We start from the raw sequence: 16,011 nt of genomic DNA, 5'->3' as shown, positions 1-16,011 counted from the left end.
TGCGATATCACGCTCTGGGTACTTTGTGAACTTTTGTCTGGGACGCAAACACTGCAAATCACATCCCCTCACAGGGAAAGTCGATAGGATTTTCGGCCCCGGCGGAGTTGCCCGAGACGTGCGCGTCCTGAACTATCTCGAACTGGCCGACCATCTCGACCGGTCGGGCATCGGCACCGCCGTGGACCACCAGCGGGCGGCGCTGTCCGAGACCGACATCGAGGTGGAGACGACGCCCTGGCAGGAGGGCCATCCGGCGTGGGCGCTGGGTGGCAATATCGCGTTCAACGACCCGATGTTCCGTGAGTTCGATATCGCCCACTGCAACATGATCGGGCCGGGCTCCGTCGCTGTGGCCCGGTACGCGGCGCAGGCGGATATCCCGCTCGTTCTCCACGCCCACGTCACCCGCGAGGATTTCCGGGACAGTTTCCGCGGGTCGAACCTCGTCGCGCCGGCGCTGGGCCGCTACCTCCGGTGGTTCTACTCGCAGGCCGACCTCGTGCTCTGTCCCTCTGAGTACACGAAAGATATCCTCGAATCCTACCCCGTCGATGCGCCGATACGGCCGATGACAAACGGCGTCGACGTCGACGCGCTGGCGGGCCACGAGGACCTGCGCGAGGACTACCGGCGGCGCTACGACCTGGCCGGGATGGTCGTCTTCGCAGTCGGAAACGTCTTCGAGCGCAAGGGGCTGACGACGTTCTGTGAACTCGCACAGGAGACGGAACACGACTTCGCATGGTTCGGGCCCTACGACGCCGGGCCACAGGCCTCCAAGGCTGTCTCACGGTGGGTCAACGACCCGCCAGAGAACGTGACATTTACCGGATGGATAGAGGATATCCGCGGCGCGTTCGGTGCCGGCGACGTGTACCTGTTCCCGACGAAGGCCGAGAACCAGGGTATCGCAGTGCTGGAGGCGATGGCCTGCGGGAAGGCGGTCGTCCTTTCGGACATTCCGGTGTTTCGGGAGTACTACGAGGACGGCCACGACTGTCTCATCTGCGCCGACGAGTCCGAGTTCCGCGAGGCGCTGGAGCGACTCGCCGAGAACCCCGACCTTCGTGAGCGGCTTGGCGAGAATGCCAAGGAGACGGCCAGAGAGCACAGCTTAGACCGGGTCGGCCGGCGGCTGGTCGAGACGTACGAAGAACTAGCCTGAGGGGCGTTCGAGAGTGCGGTTGTTACGCCGAGACCGGTTCGCTGTCGACAGACACCGACGGTGAGCGCTGCCAGACGACTGCGACCAGTGCCGCACCGATTAGCACCAGCGCACCAGCGACACCGAACGCGAGCAGGAAGTCGTAGCCGCCGAGCCAGCCACCGAGTATCGACCCGACGCCGCTCGCGAGCCCGGAGATAGCGGTGTACAGCCCGAGCGCCTCGCCGCGAATCGCCGACGGTGCGAGCTGGGTGACGACGCTGGCCGCGGTAACGGCGATGACGGCCCAGGCGACGCCGATGAGAGCGAACACGATACCGTTGACAACCGTCCCGACGAGCGTCGCCGACAGCAGGAGTCCCACGACGGCGACGGCCGGATGGAGCGCCGCGCGGGCGAGCAGACTCCCGACTTGGAGCCCGCTCGGGTCGTACCGCTCGGAAAGCGCACCGGCGCGGCCGTACCACAGCGCCGACCCGACGCTTGAGATGAGATACAGCGCGAAGACGAGTCCCGATTCGTAGCCGAGCGTCCGCGAGAGATACAGCGGCAGCGGCCCCCAGAACACGCCGAAGCCGACAAAGAAAGCGATGACCGCGCCGAAGTAGATCGTTAGCGACGGAGAGAACCGGGCCGCGACCTCTCGGGGGTGTATCGACCGCGTGAGCCAGTACAGCCGGCCCGGACCGCCCGGGAATGTCGCGCTCCGGACCGGCAGCCGGCGCGACCGGGCGATAGCCCGGGCCATCCGACTGTCCCGCGGACGGTCGAGTTCGTCAGGATCGGACGGCAGCCACTTCGCTCCGAGGAACGCCGACAGGCCGACAGCGGCCGCACACACCCACAGCAGCGACTGTTGTGCGGCAATCTCTCCGAGTGGTCTAGAGAGCAAGGCTGTCCACACGAGGCCGAGGACTAACCCGCCAGCCCAGCCCCAGCCCTGATAGCGGTTCAGGATGGCGAACCGCGCCGGCCAGTCCCGCTCGACGGTTCCAGCGGTGACAAGCAGTGTCAGCACTGGGGCGGCAGCGCCCGCCGCGAACCACAGGAGGCCGTTGCCGACGATGACTAGCCACGGCTCCTCAGTGAGCGAGACGAGCACCAGCGCGAGGGTCGCCAACCCCAGCGCGAGCAGGACGAGCGCGCGGCGCTTCCCCGTTTTGTCGGCGACACGGCCGAAAATGAGTGCCCCCGGCGCACCCGCGGCGGCAGCCACGCCAGCGAGAACACCCAGCATGAACGTTTCGCCGCCGATAGCGACGAAATATAGCGGCACGAGCAACGAGCCCGCGCCCAGCGCGACCGATGCGAGTGCCCAGGCGTACAGCCAGCCGTCCCGGTTCATTACCTACAATCCACAACGGTCCCTGAAAAGAACTCTGGCACCTGTCGGGAGGTAACAACTGCCTGACTAGTGGCTTGCCAATGGCAACGGTTTAAGCCCTGGTCCTGTTACGCCGCGGCGATGACACTGCCGCACGTCGCGACGTTCACCGACACGTACTTGCCGACCGTCAATGGGGTGACCTATACGGTCCAGACGTGGCGGGATCGCTGGCGCGACCGCGGCGGTCGCATGGGTGTGGTCTATCCGAAAAGCGACCACGACCCGTCCGAGAACGAGTATCCGGTCCGGAGCCTTCCGTTCCCGTTCTACGAGGGGTTTCGCCTGGGGATGCCACAGATACCGAAGGGCGTCCGGGACGCCGAACTGGTCCACGCTCACACGCCGTTCAGCCTCGGGATGGCGGGCCAGCGACTCGCGGGAAAACTCGACATCCCGTTCGTCGCGTCGTATCACACGCCCACGAGCGAATACGCCGAGTACGTCTCCTTCAACGGCGCTGTCGAGTCAGCGGTCCGCTCCAGCGCCGAGAGCTACGAACGCTGGTTCCTCGGCCGCGCTGACACCGTCATCGCGCCAAGCGAGCGCGCAGCGACCCATCTCCGGGAGTCTATTGGTCTCGATACACCGGTGACGGTCGTCCCGAACGGGGTCGACACGACCGCGTTCGAACCGGTCGACACAGCTGCGTTCCGTGAGCGCTATGACCTCCCCGACGGTCCAATCGTCGGCTACACCGGCCGTCACGGCTACGAGAAGTGTCTCGAAGACATCATCACCGCCTGCGAGGAGTTGGACGTGACTGTCGTACTCGGCGGCGACGGCCCGGCCCGTGAATCCCTCGAAGCGACAGCCGAGCACAGTGACGTCGACGTACGCTTCCTCGGCTTTCTGGACCGGGCAGAGCTCCCCGAACTGTACTCGACGCTCGACGTGTTCGCGTTCCCCAGCCCCGTCGAAACGCAGGGGCTGGTCGCTCTTGAGGCCAACTGCTGTGGGACGCCCGTCGCCGGTGTCGACGCCGGCGCACTCAGCGACACTATCGAGGACGGTGAAACGGGCTACTCCTACGACGAGGGCGACATCGACGGCTTCCGCCGGGCTATCGAGCGCGTCCTCGACGAACGGGCGTACCTTCGAGAGCGCTGTCTTGCCCGGCGAGAGGGTATCAGCGTCGAGCACGCCATCGACAAACTGGCCGACGTGTACGACAGTGTGCTGTAGCCGTCATCCGCGCAACGGTTGCAGCGCGCAACTCAGGCCCGCGAGTGCGACCAGCCGATACCGAACGCGAGCCCGTTGAGTGTTCCAAGCAGTATCCCGAGATAGAAATCCCCCAGTGACACGGCCAGTATCAGGCCGGCTCCGATTCCCAGTGCCAACCCCTTCAGGACCGTCGGCCAGTGGAGCCAGCTGAGTCGCCCCTCAGTGTCGCCGCTCATACGTTCTATCGGGCTGCCGGCGAGTAAACTGTACCCCTTCGTCACGGCTGTTCGTGCTGGTCGAGAGTAGACTGTCGCTCTTGCAGGGCGGCGATGCGGTCGTCGACGTCTGGATGTGACCCGGGCAGCAGCTGCTCGGAGACGCTCCGCCAGCGGTGAGCGAGCCGTTCGGCCCGCCCCTCCGGCGGGGTTTGCTCGTCGGGCGCAATGGTGTGTGGAACCACACAGAGTTCTCGAACACCGGTCTCGGCGGTTCGGATGTCCGTGTCCGGGCGCTGGTCGTCTGTCAGCGTCTCCAGTGCACTGGCGAGTGCTGCTGGGGAACCACAGATGGCAACGCCCCCTGCGTCCGCTGCATACTCCCGAATCCGTGAGAGGAGCCGGTAGCAGGCCGTGCTGGCGAGATACAGCGCGGCCGTGACCGGCATCGCAATGACAGCAAAGAGCAACAGCACGAGGTGCATGTTCCCGCCGGCGACCAGCGTCCCGTCCCGGTCATCACCGCCGAGAAACCAGTGGAAGAACATCGAATACTGCAATGTCTTTCCGAGCGTACGAGTAAACAGCGCGCTAACGGTCGGGAGGAACGCGGCCGCAGTCATGACGAACGCGTCGCCGTTCTTGAGATGGGCCAGTTCGTGGGCGATGACGGCGTCGAGTTCCGCGTCGTCGAGCTGGTCGACGAGCGCTGTGGTCACGACCAGCGTCTGTTCGCCGGGCCGGCTGGCGACGTAGCTGTTTGGCGATTCGGCGTCGATAACTGTCACGTCCGGTATCGCCATATCTGCTGTCTGCGCCAGTCGAGCTACTCGCTCTCGGAGACGGTCAGCAGTTTCACTACGCCGTATCTCTGCTCGCATCTCATCGACGGACTCGGGATCGGATGCTCTGGATTCCGTTGCAGTTGTTCCGGAACCCCGGAGCGTCATCCGGTAGCCGTAGATGGACTGGACGGCGAGGACGAGCGGCGTCCCGACGAGGAGGACCGGCCACAGCGGGACGATATCGAACCCCATCGCCCAGAACAGCGTCCCGGTGTCGTACCCGACCAGCGGCAGGAGGCCGAACGCGACATGGCCGAGCACGTACGCCACGGCGACAGCGACGGCGTCGAAGGCAACAAGCACCACTACGAGCGCGATGAGACGGGCGCGGAGGGACCACGTCGTGGATTGGAGGGCTGCCATGTCCGATTATTCGTCGGAGTGAACAAAAAGTGTACGGGGGCTCGGGCCCGATCTCAGGCCAGCGCGCTGCCGGCCCGGATGATCTCGTGCTCGCCGAATGCCGGCCCGACCAACTGGAGCCCCACGGGCAGGCCGTCGTCGGTTTCGCCAGCGGGGACAGAGATAGCCGGGAGGTTCGCGAGGTTCACCGGCGTCGTGTTGGCGTCGGCCAGATACATCGTGAGCGGGTCGTCGAGGCTCTCACCGCGTTTCATCGGCGGTACTGGCATCGTTGGCGACGCGAGTACGTCGGCGTCCTCCAGCGCCTCGTCGAAGTCTTGCTTGACCCACGCACGGGCGTCCTGGGCCTTCTTGTAGTACTTGTCGTGGTAGCCCGCCGAGAGGGCGTACGTTCCGAGGAGAATCCGGCGCTTGACCTCCTCGCCGAAGCCCTCCTCGCGGGCGTTGGCGAAGGACTCGTTCCAGTTGCCGTCGTAGCCGCCGGACTGTCCGTAGCGAACACCGTCGAACCGCGCGAGGTTCGAGGACGCCTCGGACATGGCGATGACGTAGTACGCCTCGACAGCGTGTTCCACCGACGGGAGGTCGACCTCGTGGTAGCTCGCACCCTGCGCTTCGAGGTCGTCCATCGCATCCCAGAACGTCTCGACGACCGCCTCGTCAGCCCCGTCGAGCAGTTCCGTCGGAACGCCGATAGAGAGCCCATCGACGTCGCCGTCAGCGGCCGCCGCGTAGCTGCCGTCGGCTCCGGGCGCTTCCTGTGTCGTCGCGTCGTGTTCGTCCGGCCCAGCGATGACGTCGAGCAGTTCCGCGGCGCTTTCGACGGACGGCGCGATGGGCCCGATCTGTTCGAGGCTGTTGGCGTAAGCGATGAGGCCGTATCGGGAGACCAGCCCGTAAGTCGGTTTGATGCCGACGACGCCACAGAAGGCGGCGGGACAGCGGATGGAACCGCCGGTGTCGCTTCCGAGAGCGAGGTCGGCATCGCCGGCAGCGACGACAGCGGCCGATCCGCCGGAGGAACCGCCCGGCACGCGGCCCTCAGCGGCGGGGTTCTCGACGGCCCCGAACGCCGACGTTTCGGTGGTCGTCCCCATCCCGAACTCGTCCATGTTCGTCTTGCCGGGGATGGTCGCGCCAGCGTCTTTCAGCCGTTCGACGACCGTCGCGTCGTACGGCGGGACGTAGTCTTCAAGCATCGCCGAGCCACAGGTTGTCGGGACACCCTCGGTGGAGATGTTATCTTTGACCGCGACGGTCCGGCCCGCCAGCAGGCCGCTGTCCGCGCCCTCGATAGTCTCGTCGGAGACGTAACCGTTGTACTCCGTCATCTACGACACCTTCGGTCCCTTGAACTGCCCCTCTTCGGTATCGCTTGCGTTCTGGAGCGCTTCCTCCTGCGAGAGGCTTTGACGCGTCTCGTCGGGACGCATCACGTTCGAGAGTTCGGCTTCCCGTTCTGTCTCTGGGACGTCGTCGAGCGCTTCGAACGCGTCGAGGATGTCCACAAATTGCTCAGTGAACCGTTCGATCTCGTCGTCTGCGAGGTCGACACGGGCGAGGTCGGCGACGTGCTTGACCTCCTCGGGATCGACGGCGGGGTCGCTCATGTCGGGCCGGAGTGCTGGATGCGCGGTAAGCGTTTCGAAACACCGGGCAGATGTATAGGAAAATTAATACTTATGCAAGGCAATACACAAGATTTGCCAACTCTTGTTTCCCGTTCCGAAAATTGGACTTCTGAAACGGACAAAAGTTTTAAGCCGCCGTGGACACAACAGTATAGTACAACACGTTTTTCGGGTACGATACCCGGTTGTCCCACCCCCCAACAAATGACCGATACCAGCATCCGCCGATACTCGAACGAGCGCGAAACGGAGACAGAGCAGACGGAGGAAGAGGAGTCGGAGTCACTCGTCTGTCCGGAGTGCAGCGGGGCGTTACTCTCCGACAGCGAGCGCGGTGAAACGGTGTGTGAAGACTGTGGGCTGGTCGTCGAGGAGGACGAGATCGACCCCGGTCCCGAGTGGCGCGCGTTCGATTCGAAGGAGAAAGACGAGAAGTCGCGCGTCGGTGCGCCGACGACGAACATGATGCACGACAAGGGCCTCTCGACGAACATCGGCTGGCAGGACAAGGACGCCTACGGCAACTCCCTGTCCTCACGCCAGCGCGAGAAGATGCAGCGGCTCCGGACCTGGAACGAGCGGTTCCGGACTCGCGACTCCAAGGAGCGCAACCTCAAGCAGGCCCTGGGCGAAATCGACCGCATGGCTTCCGCGCTCGGACTCCCCGAGAACGTCCGGGAGACGGCCAGTGTCATCTACCGCCGCGCACTGGACGAGGACCTCCTGCCCGGCCGTTCCATCGAGGGTGTCTCGACGGCGTCGCTGTACGCCGCCGCACGGCAGGCCGGCACACCCCGGTCGCTCGACGAGATCGCGGGCGTCTCCCGCGTCGAGAAAGACGAGATCGCACGAACCTATCGCTACGTCGTCCGCGAACTCAGCCTCGAAATCCAGCCGGCCGACCCCGAGAGCTACGTTCCGCGGTTCGCGTCGGATCTCGACCTCTCCGAGGAGGTCGAACGGCGCGCCCGCCAACTTCTCCAGAACGCCAAGCAAGAGGGTGTCCACTCCGGGAAATCGCCGGTCGGCCTCGCCGCCGCAGCCGTCTACGCCGCCTCGCTGCTCACCAACGAGAAGGTGACCCAGAGTCAGGTCAGCGAGGTCGCCAACATCTCCGAAGTCACCATCCGTAACCGCTACCACGAACTGCTGGAAGCGGAAGACAACATCCACCCGTAACTGGTATCGTAACCTAAACGGCCGGCTGTGCCGTTCGGTCGGTATGGAGACGACTCGCCATTTTGTCGCAACTGTCTACGCCGTCAGCGACGGTCGCGTCGCGTTGCACGAACACAGTAAACTCGATATGTGGCTGCCCGCCGGCGGGCACATCGACCGCGACGAGCTGCCTCACGAGGCCGCGCTTCGCGAGACGCGCGAAGAACTGGGGCTCGACGTTGACCTGATCGCTCCACAGCAGGACATCGAGAGCGAGACGGTCCGTTCCATCCCACAGCCACAGCATTTCCTGCTTGAGGATATCAACGTCAACGCGGAGGGCGAAGTCGGCCACCAGCACATCGATTTCATTTTCTACGGCCGGGCAGAGAGCCGCGACATCACGCCGGGACCGGGCGAACAGCCGGCCGACGACTGGGAGTGGTTCTCCGCTGACGACTTACAGGACCGGAGCGAGGAACTTCTGGCAGATGTCGTCGAGGTCGGCCAGCAAGCAATCGATGCTGTCGAAGAGTGACTTACGCCTCAGCGACGCCCCAGTCGATGTTGGCCCAGAGCCGTTCCCACACGTAGTACAGGGCCGTCTTAGCGATGGCCGCCGAAAGCCCGATTTTCGCAGACGAACCGAGTTCACCGGTAAACAGGAAGGCGATACCGAACACGACGCTGGTCGCGAACAGTCGGTAGCTCACGGCTTTGGCGACTGACCGCCGGTGTTGCGTCATTATCGTTCACCCCACTGTACTGGCGGAGATTCGATAGAGTGGCGTCCAACCCGCATACTTGTCATTCAAGATTAACTATCTGGGCCAGCCACTAAAGTATAATTACATATCATTACTTCTCGGCAACGACTTCGGTGACGGCGTCTGGGTCAGTCCACGAGCGATTCGACGTACTGCGTGACGTGATCGTCCATCCGGCGCTTGTAGCCGGCCTGTCGGGCTAGACGGTCGAGTTCCCGAGCGGCCAGCGAGCCGTACTGGGCGGCCTTCTTGTCCCGGTCCGCAATCTCGTCCGGGAGCGAGTCCCGGGCCGCCGCCCGGAGCGCGACCTTGCGCGTCTCGCCGTCGACGAGCAGGTCGCCGTCCAGTCGAAGCGCAGCGTCGACGACGCGGTCGTGCAACAGCGGCGTCACAGGCTCGACGCCGGCGGCCCGCAGTGCAAGCACGTCCCGCTCTAACTGGTCGGGGAGCGAAGCGACGACCTCTCGCTGGGCTCCGCGGACGGTGTTGGCCTCGACGCGAGGGTCTTCGGGAGCCTTGGCGACTTTCGCGTAGCCGCCGAACAGCTCGTCGGCCCCCTGTCCGAGCGCGAGCCGGTCAAAGCCATCCGCCGCGACCCGTTCGGCAGCGAGGTACAGCGGGAGCGCTATCTGCACGTCCATCGCGTTCACCCGGTTCGTCGCGCGGGCGATCTCGGGGACCGCCCGCTCGATGGCGTCGTGGGTGAGTTCGACCACGCGGACCTCGGTTCCCAGCAGATCGGCGGCCGACTGCGCCGCTTCGACGTCGTGGCTGTCCGGGAAGCCGGCGACGTACAGCGGCGCGTCGAGTCGTGCCGCGAGCAGCGCCGAGTCCACGCCGCCGGAGAACGCGATTGCGAGGTTCTCGGTGTCGACGGCGTCGATGCTCGTCTCGACAGCAGCACGGACCCGCTCGACTGCCGTTTCGTGGGTATCGAACGGGTCCGGCGACGGGAGCGAAAAGCGGCGTCCGTGGCCCCCCTCGTCGCGGACGTACCCAGCGGGAAACGACTGCGGGTCGGCCAGTGCCGTCGGGTCGTGGCTCCACTGCTCGGGGTCGAGCCGCTCCCCGTCAGAAACAGCACGCTCCACGAACAGTGGGTACCGCCCGAGAACGTCACGGACGAGCGTCCCGTCCAGTTCGCCCGCGAACCCGCCAGTACCTGGGAGCGCGTCGCCGCTCGCGAGGGCGTCGGCGACGGTGTCCGGATCGGCTCCCTGCATCACTGTAGGAGCTCCGCGATGCCGTTCTTGACGCGCCGCTTCGCCCCGCCGGCGGCCTGCCGGAAGCTGATGCGCCACGGCGTCCGCTTACCCTCGACGGTCGTCTTGCCTTCACGGATGGCGTCGAGGATTGCCTCGACCGTTTGCTCGTCCGTACCAACGTTGGTGACCGCCTGCCCGACCATCTCCGCGATGTGGGCGTCGCTGCCGGCGGTCATCGGCAGCCCCTTTCGGCGAGCGAACCGTTCTGCCTGTCGGTTCGACCGCCCGGTCAGCAGCCGCGAGTTGTACACTTCGATGGCGTCGGCGGTGGCGAGTTCGTCCTTCGAGATGTGTTCTAACACGCCGTGGCGGGACTCTTGGAACGGATGGGGAACGACCGCGAGCCCGCCCTGGTCGCGAATGCGGTCGAGCGTCTCGTCAAACGGGAGGTGTGGTGGAATCGCCTCCTGAATCCCTAGGGCGAGGACGTGTCCAGCAGCACACGTGACCTCCATCCCAGGAATACCGACGAGACCGTACTCCGGGGCGAGTTCGGCCGCCCGGAGGCTGGCGTCTATTTCGTCGTGGTCAGTCACGGCCAGCGCGTCCAGACCGACGCCGCTGGCTTGCTCTAAGAGGAGCTCGACCGGGTCCCGGCCGTCGTACGACAGCGACGAATGCGTGTGTAGCTCAACCGACTGCACAGGTGTCGATAACGGGGGGCAGGGCAAAAACGCCCCGGTCCGCCCCCGTGCTCACAGAGAACAAACCGGCCGCCGTGTCCATGGCGGCCGAATGCCCGAAGGAACGCCCATCTGTCCCACGAGACTGAGCGTGCACTTCCCGACGATACGACCGTCAATCAACGGTCGCATGTAGCAATTACCGGTACGCAGGAATGAGTAGTCCCCCTCAGCTTGATGGGGATTAAAGTGGGGTGGGCCGCCCCGGCTCAGTCGGCCGAGCTTTCGCCCGCCATCGAGTTCTCACCGGTATCGAACGGCGGTGGCCCGTGGACCTCCTCTTCCTCCAGGTAACACTGCGGGTCCGGAGCGAACAGATCGTCTTCGACGGTAAGCGCCCGGAGCCGGGACGCCCCGCGGCAGACCTCGGCGTAGCGGCAGTCGGCACATTTGCCGGTAAGGTGTTCTTCGCGGTTGCGAAGCGCCGTCAGGAGCGGGTTCGACTCGTCCTCCCAGATATCGCCGAACGAGCGGTCACGGACGTTCCCCAGCGAGTACCCCTGCCAGAACTGCGTGAGGTGGACGTTGCCCTGGTAGTCCACGTCGGCGACGCGTTCGCCGGTCGGATCGCCGCCGTTGACTCGCAGGTATTCGTACACCCGCTGGGCCTGTGCGTCGCTCATGTGCTCGCGGGCGTACTCGACGAGGTAGGCCGCGTCGGCGTAGTTCCCGACCAGCAGCGTCTCGATTTCCTCCCCGCGGTCGTGGTACTCGCGGGTCATGTCACAGACTCGCTTCACTGCCTGCCGGCGGTCCTCGGGTGTGAGGTCGGCGTCGACAATTTCAGTCCCGCGGCCGCCGTAGTCGAGGTGGTAGAAACAGAAGCGGTCCACGCCTACGTCGGTCAGCAGGTCCACGACCCCCTCCAGGTCCGCGGCGTTGCGCTCGGTGATCGTGTACCGGAGGCCAGTCTTTAATCCCGCGTCGAGGCAGTTCTCGATCCCTTGAACCGCACCCTCGAACGCACCGTCGACCCCGCGGAAATCGTCGTTTCGCTCCGGCAGGCCGTCGACGGAGACGCCGGCGTATTTCAGCCCGGCGTCCTTGAGCGACTGGGCGCGCTCCTCGGTGATGAGCGTCCCGTTAGTCGAAAGCACCGGGCGGACGCCGACCTCGTTCGCGTAGGTGACCAGCTCTTCGAGGTCCTGCCGGACGAGCGGCTCGCCGCCGGAGAACAGCACCACCGGTGCGCCGTAGTCGGCCAAGTCATCGAGCAACGATTTCCCCTCCGCAGTCGAGAGTTCGCCGTCGGCGATTTCGGTGTCAGCGGCGGCGTAACAGTGGTCACAGTAGAGGTTGCACTGCTTGGTGACGTTCCAGACGACGACGGGCCGGCGCTGCTTCTCGTCGCGGATCTGGCGTTTGGTCGACTCGTTGGCCGCGTCGTACCGGAGTCCGTCCCCTTCGGCGTCGAGGTCACAGAGCAGTTTCGAGACCGAGATCATCGGTTCTCACCCCGGAGCGTCTCCGACTCCATCTCGTCGACGCTCATGGTTGCGTCATCTCCCGCTTTCCCCGATCCAAGCGTCGCAGCATCCGACTGATAACGGTGGGTTTCGTCGGCGGGACACACCCACATTGTGACGGCAGTCCGTGCGAACAGCGCCGCTGCCTGCTCTCTGGCGATGTCGGCGGACGGCGCGCTGACACTGCCGACATGGGTGAGTGGGTCCGCCGTATCCTCACGGACGAACACCTCCCACTCGCGACTCGTTGCGCCGCGCGGGGCGTCTACCTCGTGGTCGAACTCTTCCATACCCCTCTGTTAGACTCCCCCAAAAAAACGGGGCTAGCGCGTTCTCAGCTACTGGGAACTACTCAGTCGCCAAACGCTGAAACGAGGCGAACGCTGGCAAGGAGGCGGCAGCAGCCACGAGGCCACGACCGTTCTGCAGGGGGCGATACTGCCGACTCATCCAGGGATGGAGCATCTCCTTGTCGGTGGCGTCGGCACTCAGCAATACGAGTAACTGCGACAGATGTGGAACTGCTGCGACGGGGCAAGACACCGTCACGATGCTCGTTGTCGCATCAGGGAACAACGGGTACTTCCCGTACGCCCCGGCCACGATAGCGATGTCGACCGGGACGACGGTGCGGCATCATATTGGCCGTCCGACTGCAGCAGAAACGGCTCTCGCACGTCTTGACCGTGATATCCCACTCCCGTGCACTGTTCTCCTGTTTCGGCAGTGGTGGATATCTCGGATCGCAAGCCGTCATCGACTGTGTCTGTTTCGCGTTGAGCCGGACTGAACAAGGCGATGTCTGCACCATGCACCTATTATTAACTTCTTACTCTGAAATCACAGGAATTATTATAATAGCTGATTAGATTAGTAACACTGATGGATCAGATTTCACGCCGAAGACTACTCCAGAGAGCAGGGACGACCACGATTGGTGTGACGGGAGTGGCGGGCTGTCTCGGTCAAGGCGGCGGGTCACCCGATTCGCTGACTGTCGGATACGTTCCAATCTATCCGAATATGCAGCACTACGTGATGGAGCAGGCGGGCTACTATCAGGACATCCCGGCGGACATCACAATAGAACGGTTCAGTTCTGGCCCCAGCGTCGTCAAGGCGTTTGCCAGCGGAGATGTCGACGTTTCGCTCTTCGGAATTACCCCTGCAATGGTTCTCGTGGACAGAGGCACCGACGCCGGTATCCTTGCGGCAAATTCAAAAAACGGCTTCAAAATCATGGCGACGACCGAGCTGGTCGACCGCTACGAGCAGGTGGGGGCGGCCACATTCGAGCGCTTCGAGCAGGAGTATGGCCGTAAGGTACGGTTCGGTGCCCCGCCGGACGGGAGCGTCCCCGACACCGTACTTCGGTACTGGATCGAAGCGCACCTCGATATCGGTGCGATGGACACCGTCATCGCCAAGTCGACTGTCCCGCCAACGAAGGCAGTCCAGACGATCCAGTCGGGCGACATCGACGCGACGATCATTCAGGAGCCGTTCGCGACAATCATCGGTCAGGACGAGGCGTTCAGCGAACTCGCCTGGTCCGGAAATATACTCGAAAGCCACCCGGTTACAGTGCTGTTCGCGAATCAGCGAGTGATCAACGACAGCGAGGTCGCGCAGTCGCTGGTCGAACAGCACACTGCGGCGACCGAGTTCACGGCGGCTGAACCGGATACAGCAGCGTCCCACGCTGCATCGGTGATCGGATCGGGGGTAAGCGAGGACCTCGCCACAGCGGCCATGGACTCCAGAGCGTCTGCATTCGTTTCGGATCCCCATGCGATCACTGATCAGACCGAGACGATGGGGGAGTTCGTCGCAGCCGCCGGAAACATTGAGGGACCGGTCCGGGCTGATGACCTTTTCGCGTTCGACCCGTACGACGCCATTCAAGAATGACCCTCCAAATATACACCAGTTCCGACACGGTGTTCGCCAACAGTTTCGAGAGTGATCTACAGCGGTATCTGCGCGGACTGGGCGGTCTCCTCGTGTTCCTCTTCGTCTGGTGGCTCGGCGCGGTGACGACTCAGCCGTCTTATCTGGTGCCGAAACCGCTCGATTCAGCACGCGCATTTGTCGACCTGTTTGTGACTTCGACTACGATTGCCGTCCCCATCTTGGGTACCCGCCTATTGCTGCCGACTGGGCTCGCACACCTCGCACAGACGTTGTTCCACTATGTTCCTGGCCTCCTCCTCGGTGCCGGGTGTGGTGTCAGTCTCGGGCTAGCGATGGGCTGGAACAGCGAATTCGACGACTGGTTACAGCCGCTCGTCCGGGCGCTTCGACCGATTCCCCCACTGGCGTGGGTGGTCTTTGCGATTGTCTGGTTCGGCATCCACCATACCGGTGCGGCGTTTATCGTCTTCGTCGGTGCGTTCTGGATCAACTTCTACGGCGCATACGGTGGTGTCAACGGAGTTTCGAGTGATCTGACCGATGCTGCCTCGACGCTCGGCGTGGAATGCGACCGTTCGATGCTGAAACTCGTTGCACTACCGAGTGCTGCTCCCCAGTTGTTGACGGGGTTTCGGACGAGCATCGGTCGGTGCTGGATGATCGTCGTCGGGGCCGAACTGTTTGGCGCGCCCGGCGTCGGCTACGAGATCATCAATGCCTCGAACAACCTCGCGATGGCAACCAGCGTCGCGTATATGTTCCTGATCAGCCTGGCGTTTCTCTGTATGGACGTTGGATTCCGAGTAGTCGAACGGAGGGTCCTCGCATGGCGCTGAGTGGGAGTCGGTCCACCGATCAGGCATCCAGCGAGAAGATCAGCGTTCGGAATCTCAGCAGAGCATACGAGTCGACCCAGGCGCTCGATGATGTCTCTGTCTCGGTCACGGAGGGCGAATTCTGTTGTGTAGTCGGCCCCTCCGGGTGCGGGAAGACCACACTGTTGCGGGCAATCGCGGGCCTGGAAACCCCGGATAGCGGTTCAGTGCTCGTTGACGGAAACCCGGTCACCGATCCAGGTCTAAACCGTGGCATGGTCTTTCAGGAGTACGCACTGTTTCCCTGGCGAACCGTCCGTGGGAACATCCGGTTCGGCCTTGACCGCCCTGCCTGTAACTGCCCGGACTGCGAGGCACGAGTCCGGGAGTTGATCGACCTCGTCGGCCTCAAAGGCTTCGAGAACGCGTATCCGAAGGAGCTGTCCGGCGGAATGAAACAGCGTGTCGGGATCGCTCGCGCCCTCGCTGTCGATCCGGAGATTCTGTTGATGGACGAACCGTTCGCCAGTGTCGACGCCCGGACGCGCGACCACCTACACGGCGAACTGCTCGATATCTGGAGCCAGACTGAACAGACTGTCGTGTTTGTCACCCATGACATTGACGAAGCAGTGACCCTGGCCGATCGCGTGGTCATCATGGAAGCCGACTCCGGAACTGTCCAATCTACGATCACTGTCGATATCGATCGTCCACGCCACCGAACAGCACAGGAGTTCATCGAATACGTCGCCCGAATCAGAGATGAACTCGGTAGTCTGACGGTACCTACGGAGTATTCTCAATGACCGACATTTGATGGTAAGACACTCTCTCGACACACCAGGGAGTACTCTCTGACTGCCTCTGACAGTGTCGTCTCATTACAACAAATAGGTCCGATGACCACACGTAACACAGGTTCATGCTGGGGAGTCAGCAGTTGAGGCTGACCCTCTCAATGCATATGGCGTGAGTAGGTCAGGGTGATATCAAAGAGATTAGGGCGGATCAACTGTTTAGTATTGTGCTTACTCACGATATCATCAACCTCTAAGGACTGACCGTGGGTCAGATTCGAGACGTAACTGCCACTGCAAGCCCGACAGAAACTAGCAGAAACGCAAACGACCAAACAGCGACCGCTCCTATCTCGACCGCCCGCCCCAC

General features: G+C 63.5%; 17 protein-coding genes. 7 read left to right on the top strand and 10 right to left on the bottom strand.

Annotated elements, in window-relative coordinates; translation table 11 throughout:
• Positions 1–118: 118 nt before the first annotated feature.
• Positions 119–1,168, top strand: a complete 1,050-nt coding sequence (locus C444_RS06870) for a glycosyltransferase family 4 protein (protein WP_004591845.1) — start codon at positions 119–121, stop codon at positions 1,166–1,168.
• Between the two features lie 22 nt (positions 1,169–1,190).
• On the opposite strand, the gene C444_RS06865 is transcribed toward C444_RS06870, so the two are convergent.
• Positions 1,191–2,513 carry an MFS transporter gene (locus C444_RS06865; protein ID WP_004591843.1) on the bottom strand — a complete coding sequence of 441 codons (1,323 nt, stop codon included), beginning with the start codon at positions 2,511–2,513 and terminating at the stop codon, positions 1,191–1,193.
• Between the two features lie 120 nt (positions 2,514–2,633).
• Between C444_RS06865 and C444_RS06860 the strand changes: the two genes are divergently transcribed.
• On the top strand, positions 2,634–3,737 hold the full coding sequence (locus C444_RS06860; RefSeq protein WP_004591841.1) for a glycosyltransferase: 1,104 nt from the start codon (positions 2,634–2,636) through the stop codon (positions 3,735–3,737).
• 32 nt (positions 3,738–3,769) lie between these two features.
• On the opposite strand, the gene C444_RS06855 is transcribed toward C444_RS06860, so the two are convergent.
• From C444_RS06855 to gatC, 4 genes are read right to left on the bottom strand one after another with little or no spacing between them, the layout of a single operon-like run.
• Complete coding sequence (locus C444_RS06855) at positions 3,770–3,955, bottom strand: hypothetical protein (RefSeq protein ID WP_004591839.1); 186 nt, start codon at positions 3,953–3,955, stop codon at positions 3,770–3,772.
• A gap of 41 nt (positions 3,956–3,996) precedes the next feature.
• Complete coding sequence (locus C444_RS06850) at positions 3,997–5,142, bottom strand: M48 family metallopeptidase (protein ID WP_004591837.1); 1,146 nt, start codon at positions 5,140–5,142, stop codon at positions 3,997–3,999.
• A gap of 53 nt (positions 5,143–5,195) precedes the next feature.
• Complete coding sequence (gene gatA / locus C444_RS06845; protein ID WP_004591835.1) at positions 5,196–6,473, bottom strand: Asp-tRNA(Asn)/Glu-tRNA(Gln) amidotransferase subunit GatA; 1,278 nt, start codon at positions 6,471–6,473, stop codon at positions 5,196–5,198.
• A complete protein-coding gene (gatC, locus tag C444_RS06840) occupies positions 6,474–6,752 on the bottom strand; it encodes an Asp-tRNA(Asn)/Glu-tRNA(Gln) amidotransferase subunit GatC (RefSeq protein ID WP_004591833.1) in 279 nt (92 codons plus the stop codon).
• 225 nt (positions 6,753–6,977) lie between these two features.
• On the opposite strand from gatC, the gene C444_RS06835 reads away from it, so the two are divergent.
• Together C444_RS06835 and C444_RS06830 are read left to right on the top strand one after the other, a co-directional pair.
• The gene (locus C444_RS06835; protein ID WP_004591831.1) at positions 6,978–7,952 is read left to right on the top strand and encodes a transcription initiation factor IIB; all 975 of its coding nucleotides are present in this window, start codon (positions 6,978–6,980) and stop codon (positions 7,950–7,952) included.
• 43 nt (positions 7,953–7,995) lie between these two features.
• Positions 7,996–8,469 carry an NUDIX hydrolase gene (locus tag C444_RS06830; RefSeq protein WP_004591829.1) on the top strand — a complete coding sequence of 158 codons (474 nt, stop codon included), beginning with the start codon at positions 7,996–7,998 and terminating at the stop codon, positions 8,467–8,469.
• A gap of 1 nt (position 8,470) precedes the next feature.
• Here the strand turns inward: C444_RS06830 and C444_RS06825 are convergent, their stop codons facing one another.
• The 5 genes from C444_RS06825 to C444_RS06805 all read right to left on the bottom strand — a co-directional run bounded on the left by C444_RS06825 (position 8,471) and on the right by C444_RS06805 (position 12,402).
• Entirely contained in the window at positions 8,471–8,677 is a 207-nt protein-coding gene (locus tag C444_RS06825) for a DUF2061 domain-containing protein (protein WP_004591827.1), read from the bottom strand.
• 149 nt (positions 8,678–8,826) lie between these two features.
• On the bottom strand, positions 8,827–9,921 hold the full coding sequence (locus C444_RS06820; protein ID WP_004591826.1) for an asparagine synthase C-terminal domain-containing protein: 1,095 nt from the start codon (positions 9,919–9,921) through the stop codon (positions 8,827–8,829).
• The gene (locus C444_RS06815; protein ID WP_004591824.1) at positions 9,921–10,607 is read right to left on the bottom strand and encodes a PHP domain-containing protein; all 687 of its coding nucleotides are present in this window, start codon (positions 10,605–10,607) and stop codon (positions 9,921–9,923) included. The genes C444_RS06820 and C444_RS06815 overlap by 1 nt, the downstream gene beginning before the upstream one ends.
• Positions 10,608–10,855: 248 nt before the next feature.
• Positions 10,856–12,091, bottom strand: coding sequence for a TIGR04347 family pseudo-SAM/SPASM protein (locus C444_RS06810; RefSeq protein WP_004591822.1), 1,236 nt, complete (start codon positions 12,089–12,091; stop codon positions 10,856–10,858).
• Complete coding sequence (locus C444_RS06805) at positions 12,088–12,402, bottom strand: Htur_1727 family rSAM-partnered candidate RiPP (RefSeq protein WP_004591820.1); 315 nt, start codon at positions 12,400–12,402, stop codon at positions 12,088–12,090. The genes C444_RS06810 and C444_RS06805 overlap by 4 nt, the downstream gene beginning before the upstream one ends.
• A gap of 592 nt (positions 12,403–12,994) precedes the next feature.
• Between C444_RS06805 and C444_RS06795 the strand changes: the two genes are divergently transcribed.
• The 3 genes from C444_RS06795 to C444_RS06785 are packed head-to-tail and all read left to right on the top strand — an operon-like array spanning position 12,995 to position 15,650.
• Entirely contained in the window at positions 12,995–14,023 is a 1,029-nt protein-coding gene (locus C444_RS06795; RefSeq protein ID WP_193363351.1) for an ABC transporter substrate-binding protein, read from the top strand.
• Entirely contained in the window at positions 14,020–14,862 is an 843-nt protein-coding gene (locus C444_RS06790) for an ABC transporter permease (protein ID WP_004591815.1), read from the top strand. Before C444_RS06795 ends, C444_RS06790 begins: the two co-directional genes overlap by 4 nt.
• Complete coding sequence (locus tag C444_RS06785) at positions 14,853–15,650, top strand: ABC transporter ATP-binding protein (protein WP_004591813.1); 798 nt, start codon at positions 14,853–14,855, stop codon at positions 15,648–15,650. The genes C444_RS06790 and C444_RS06785 overlap by 10 nt, the downstream gene beginning before the upstream one ends.
• The last annotated feature ends 361 nt before the right edge of the window (positions 15,651–16,011 follow it).

It is taken from the genome of Haloarcula japonica DSM 6131, from assembly GCF_000336635.1.
GTDB lineage: Archaea > Halobacteriota > Halobacteria > Halobacteriales > Haloarculaceae > Haloarcula > Haloarcula japonica.
Note: the sequence above shows the minus strand (reverse complement) of the source record. Positions and strands in the feature narration are given on the sequence as shown.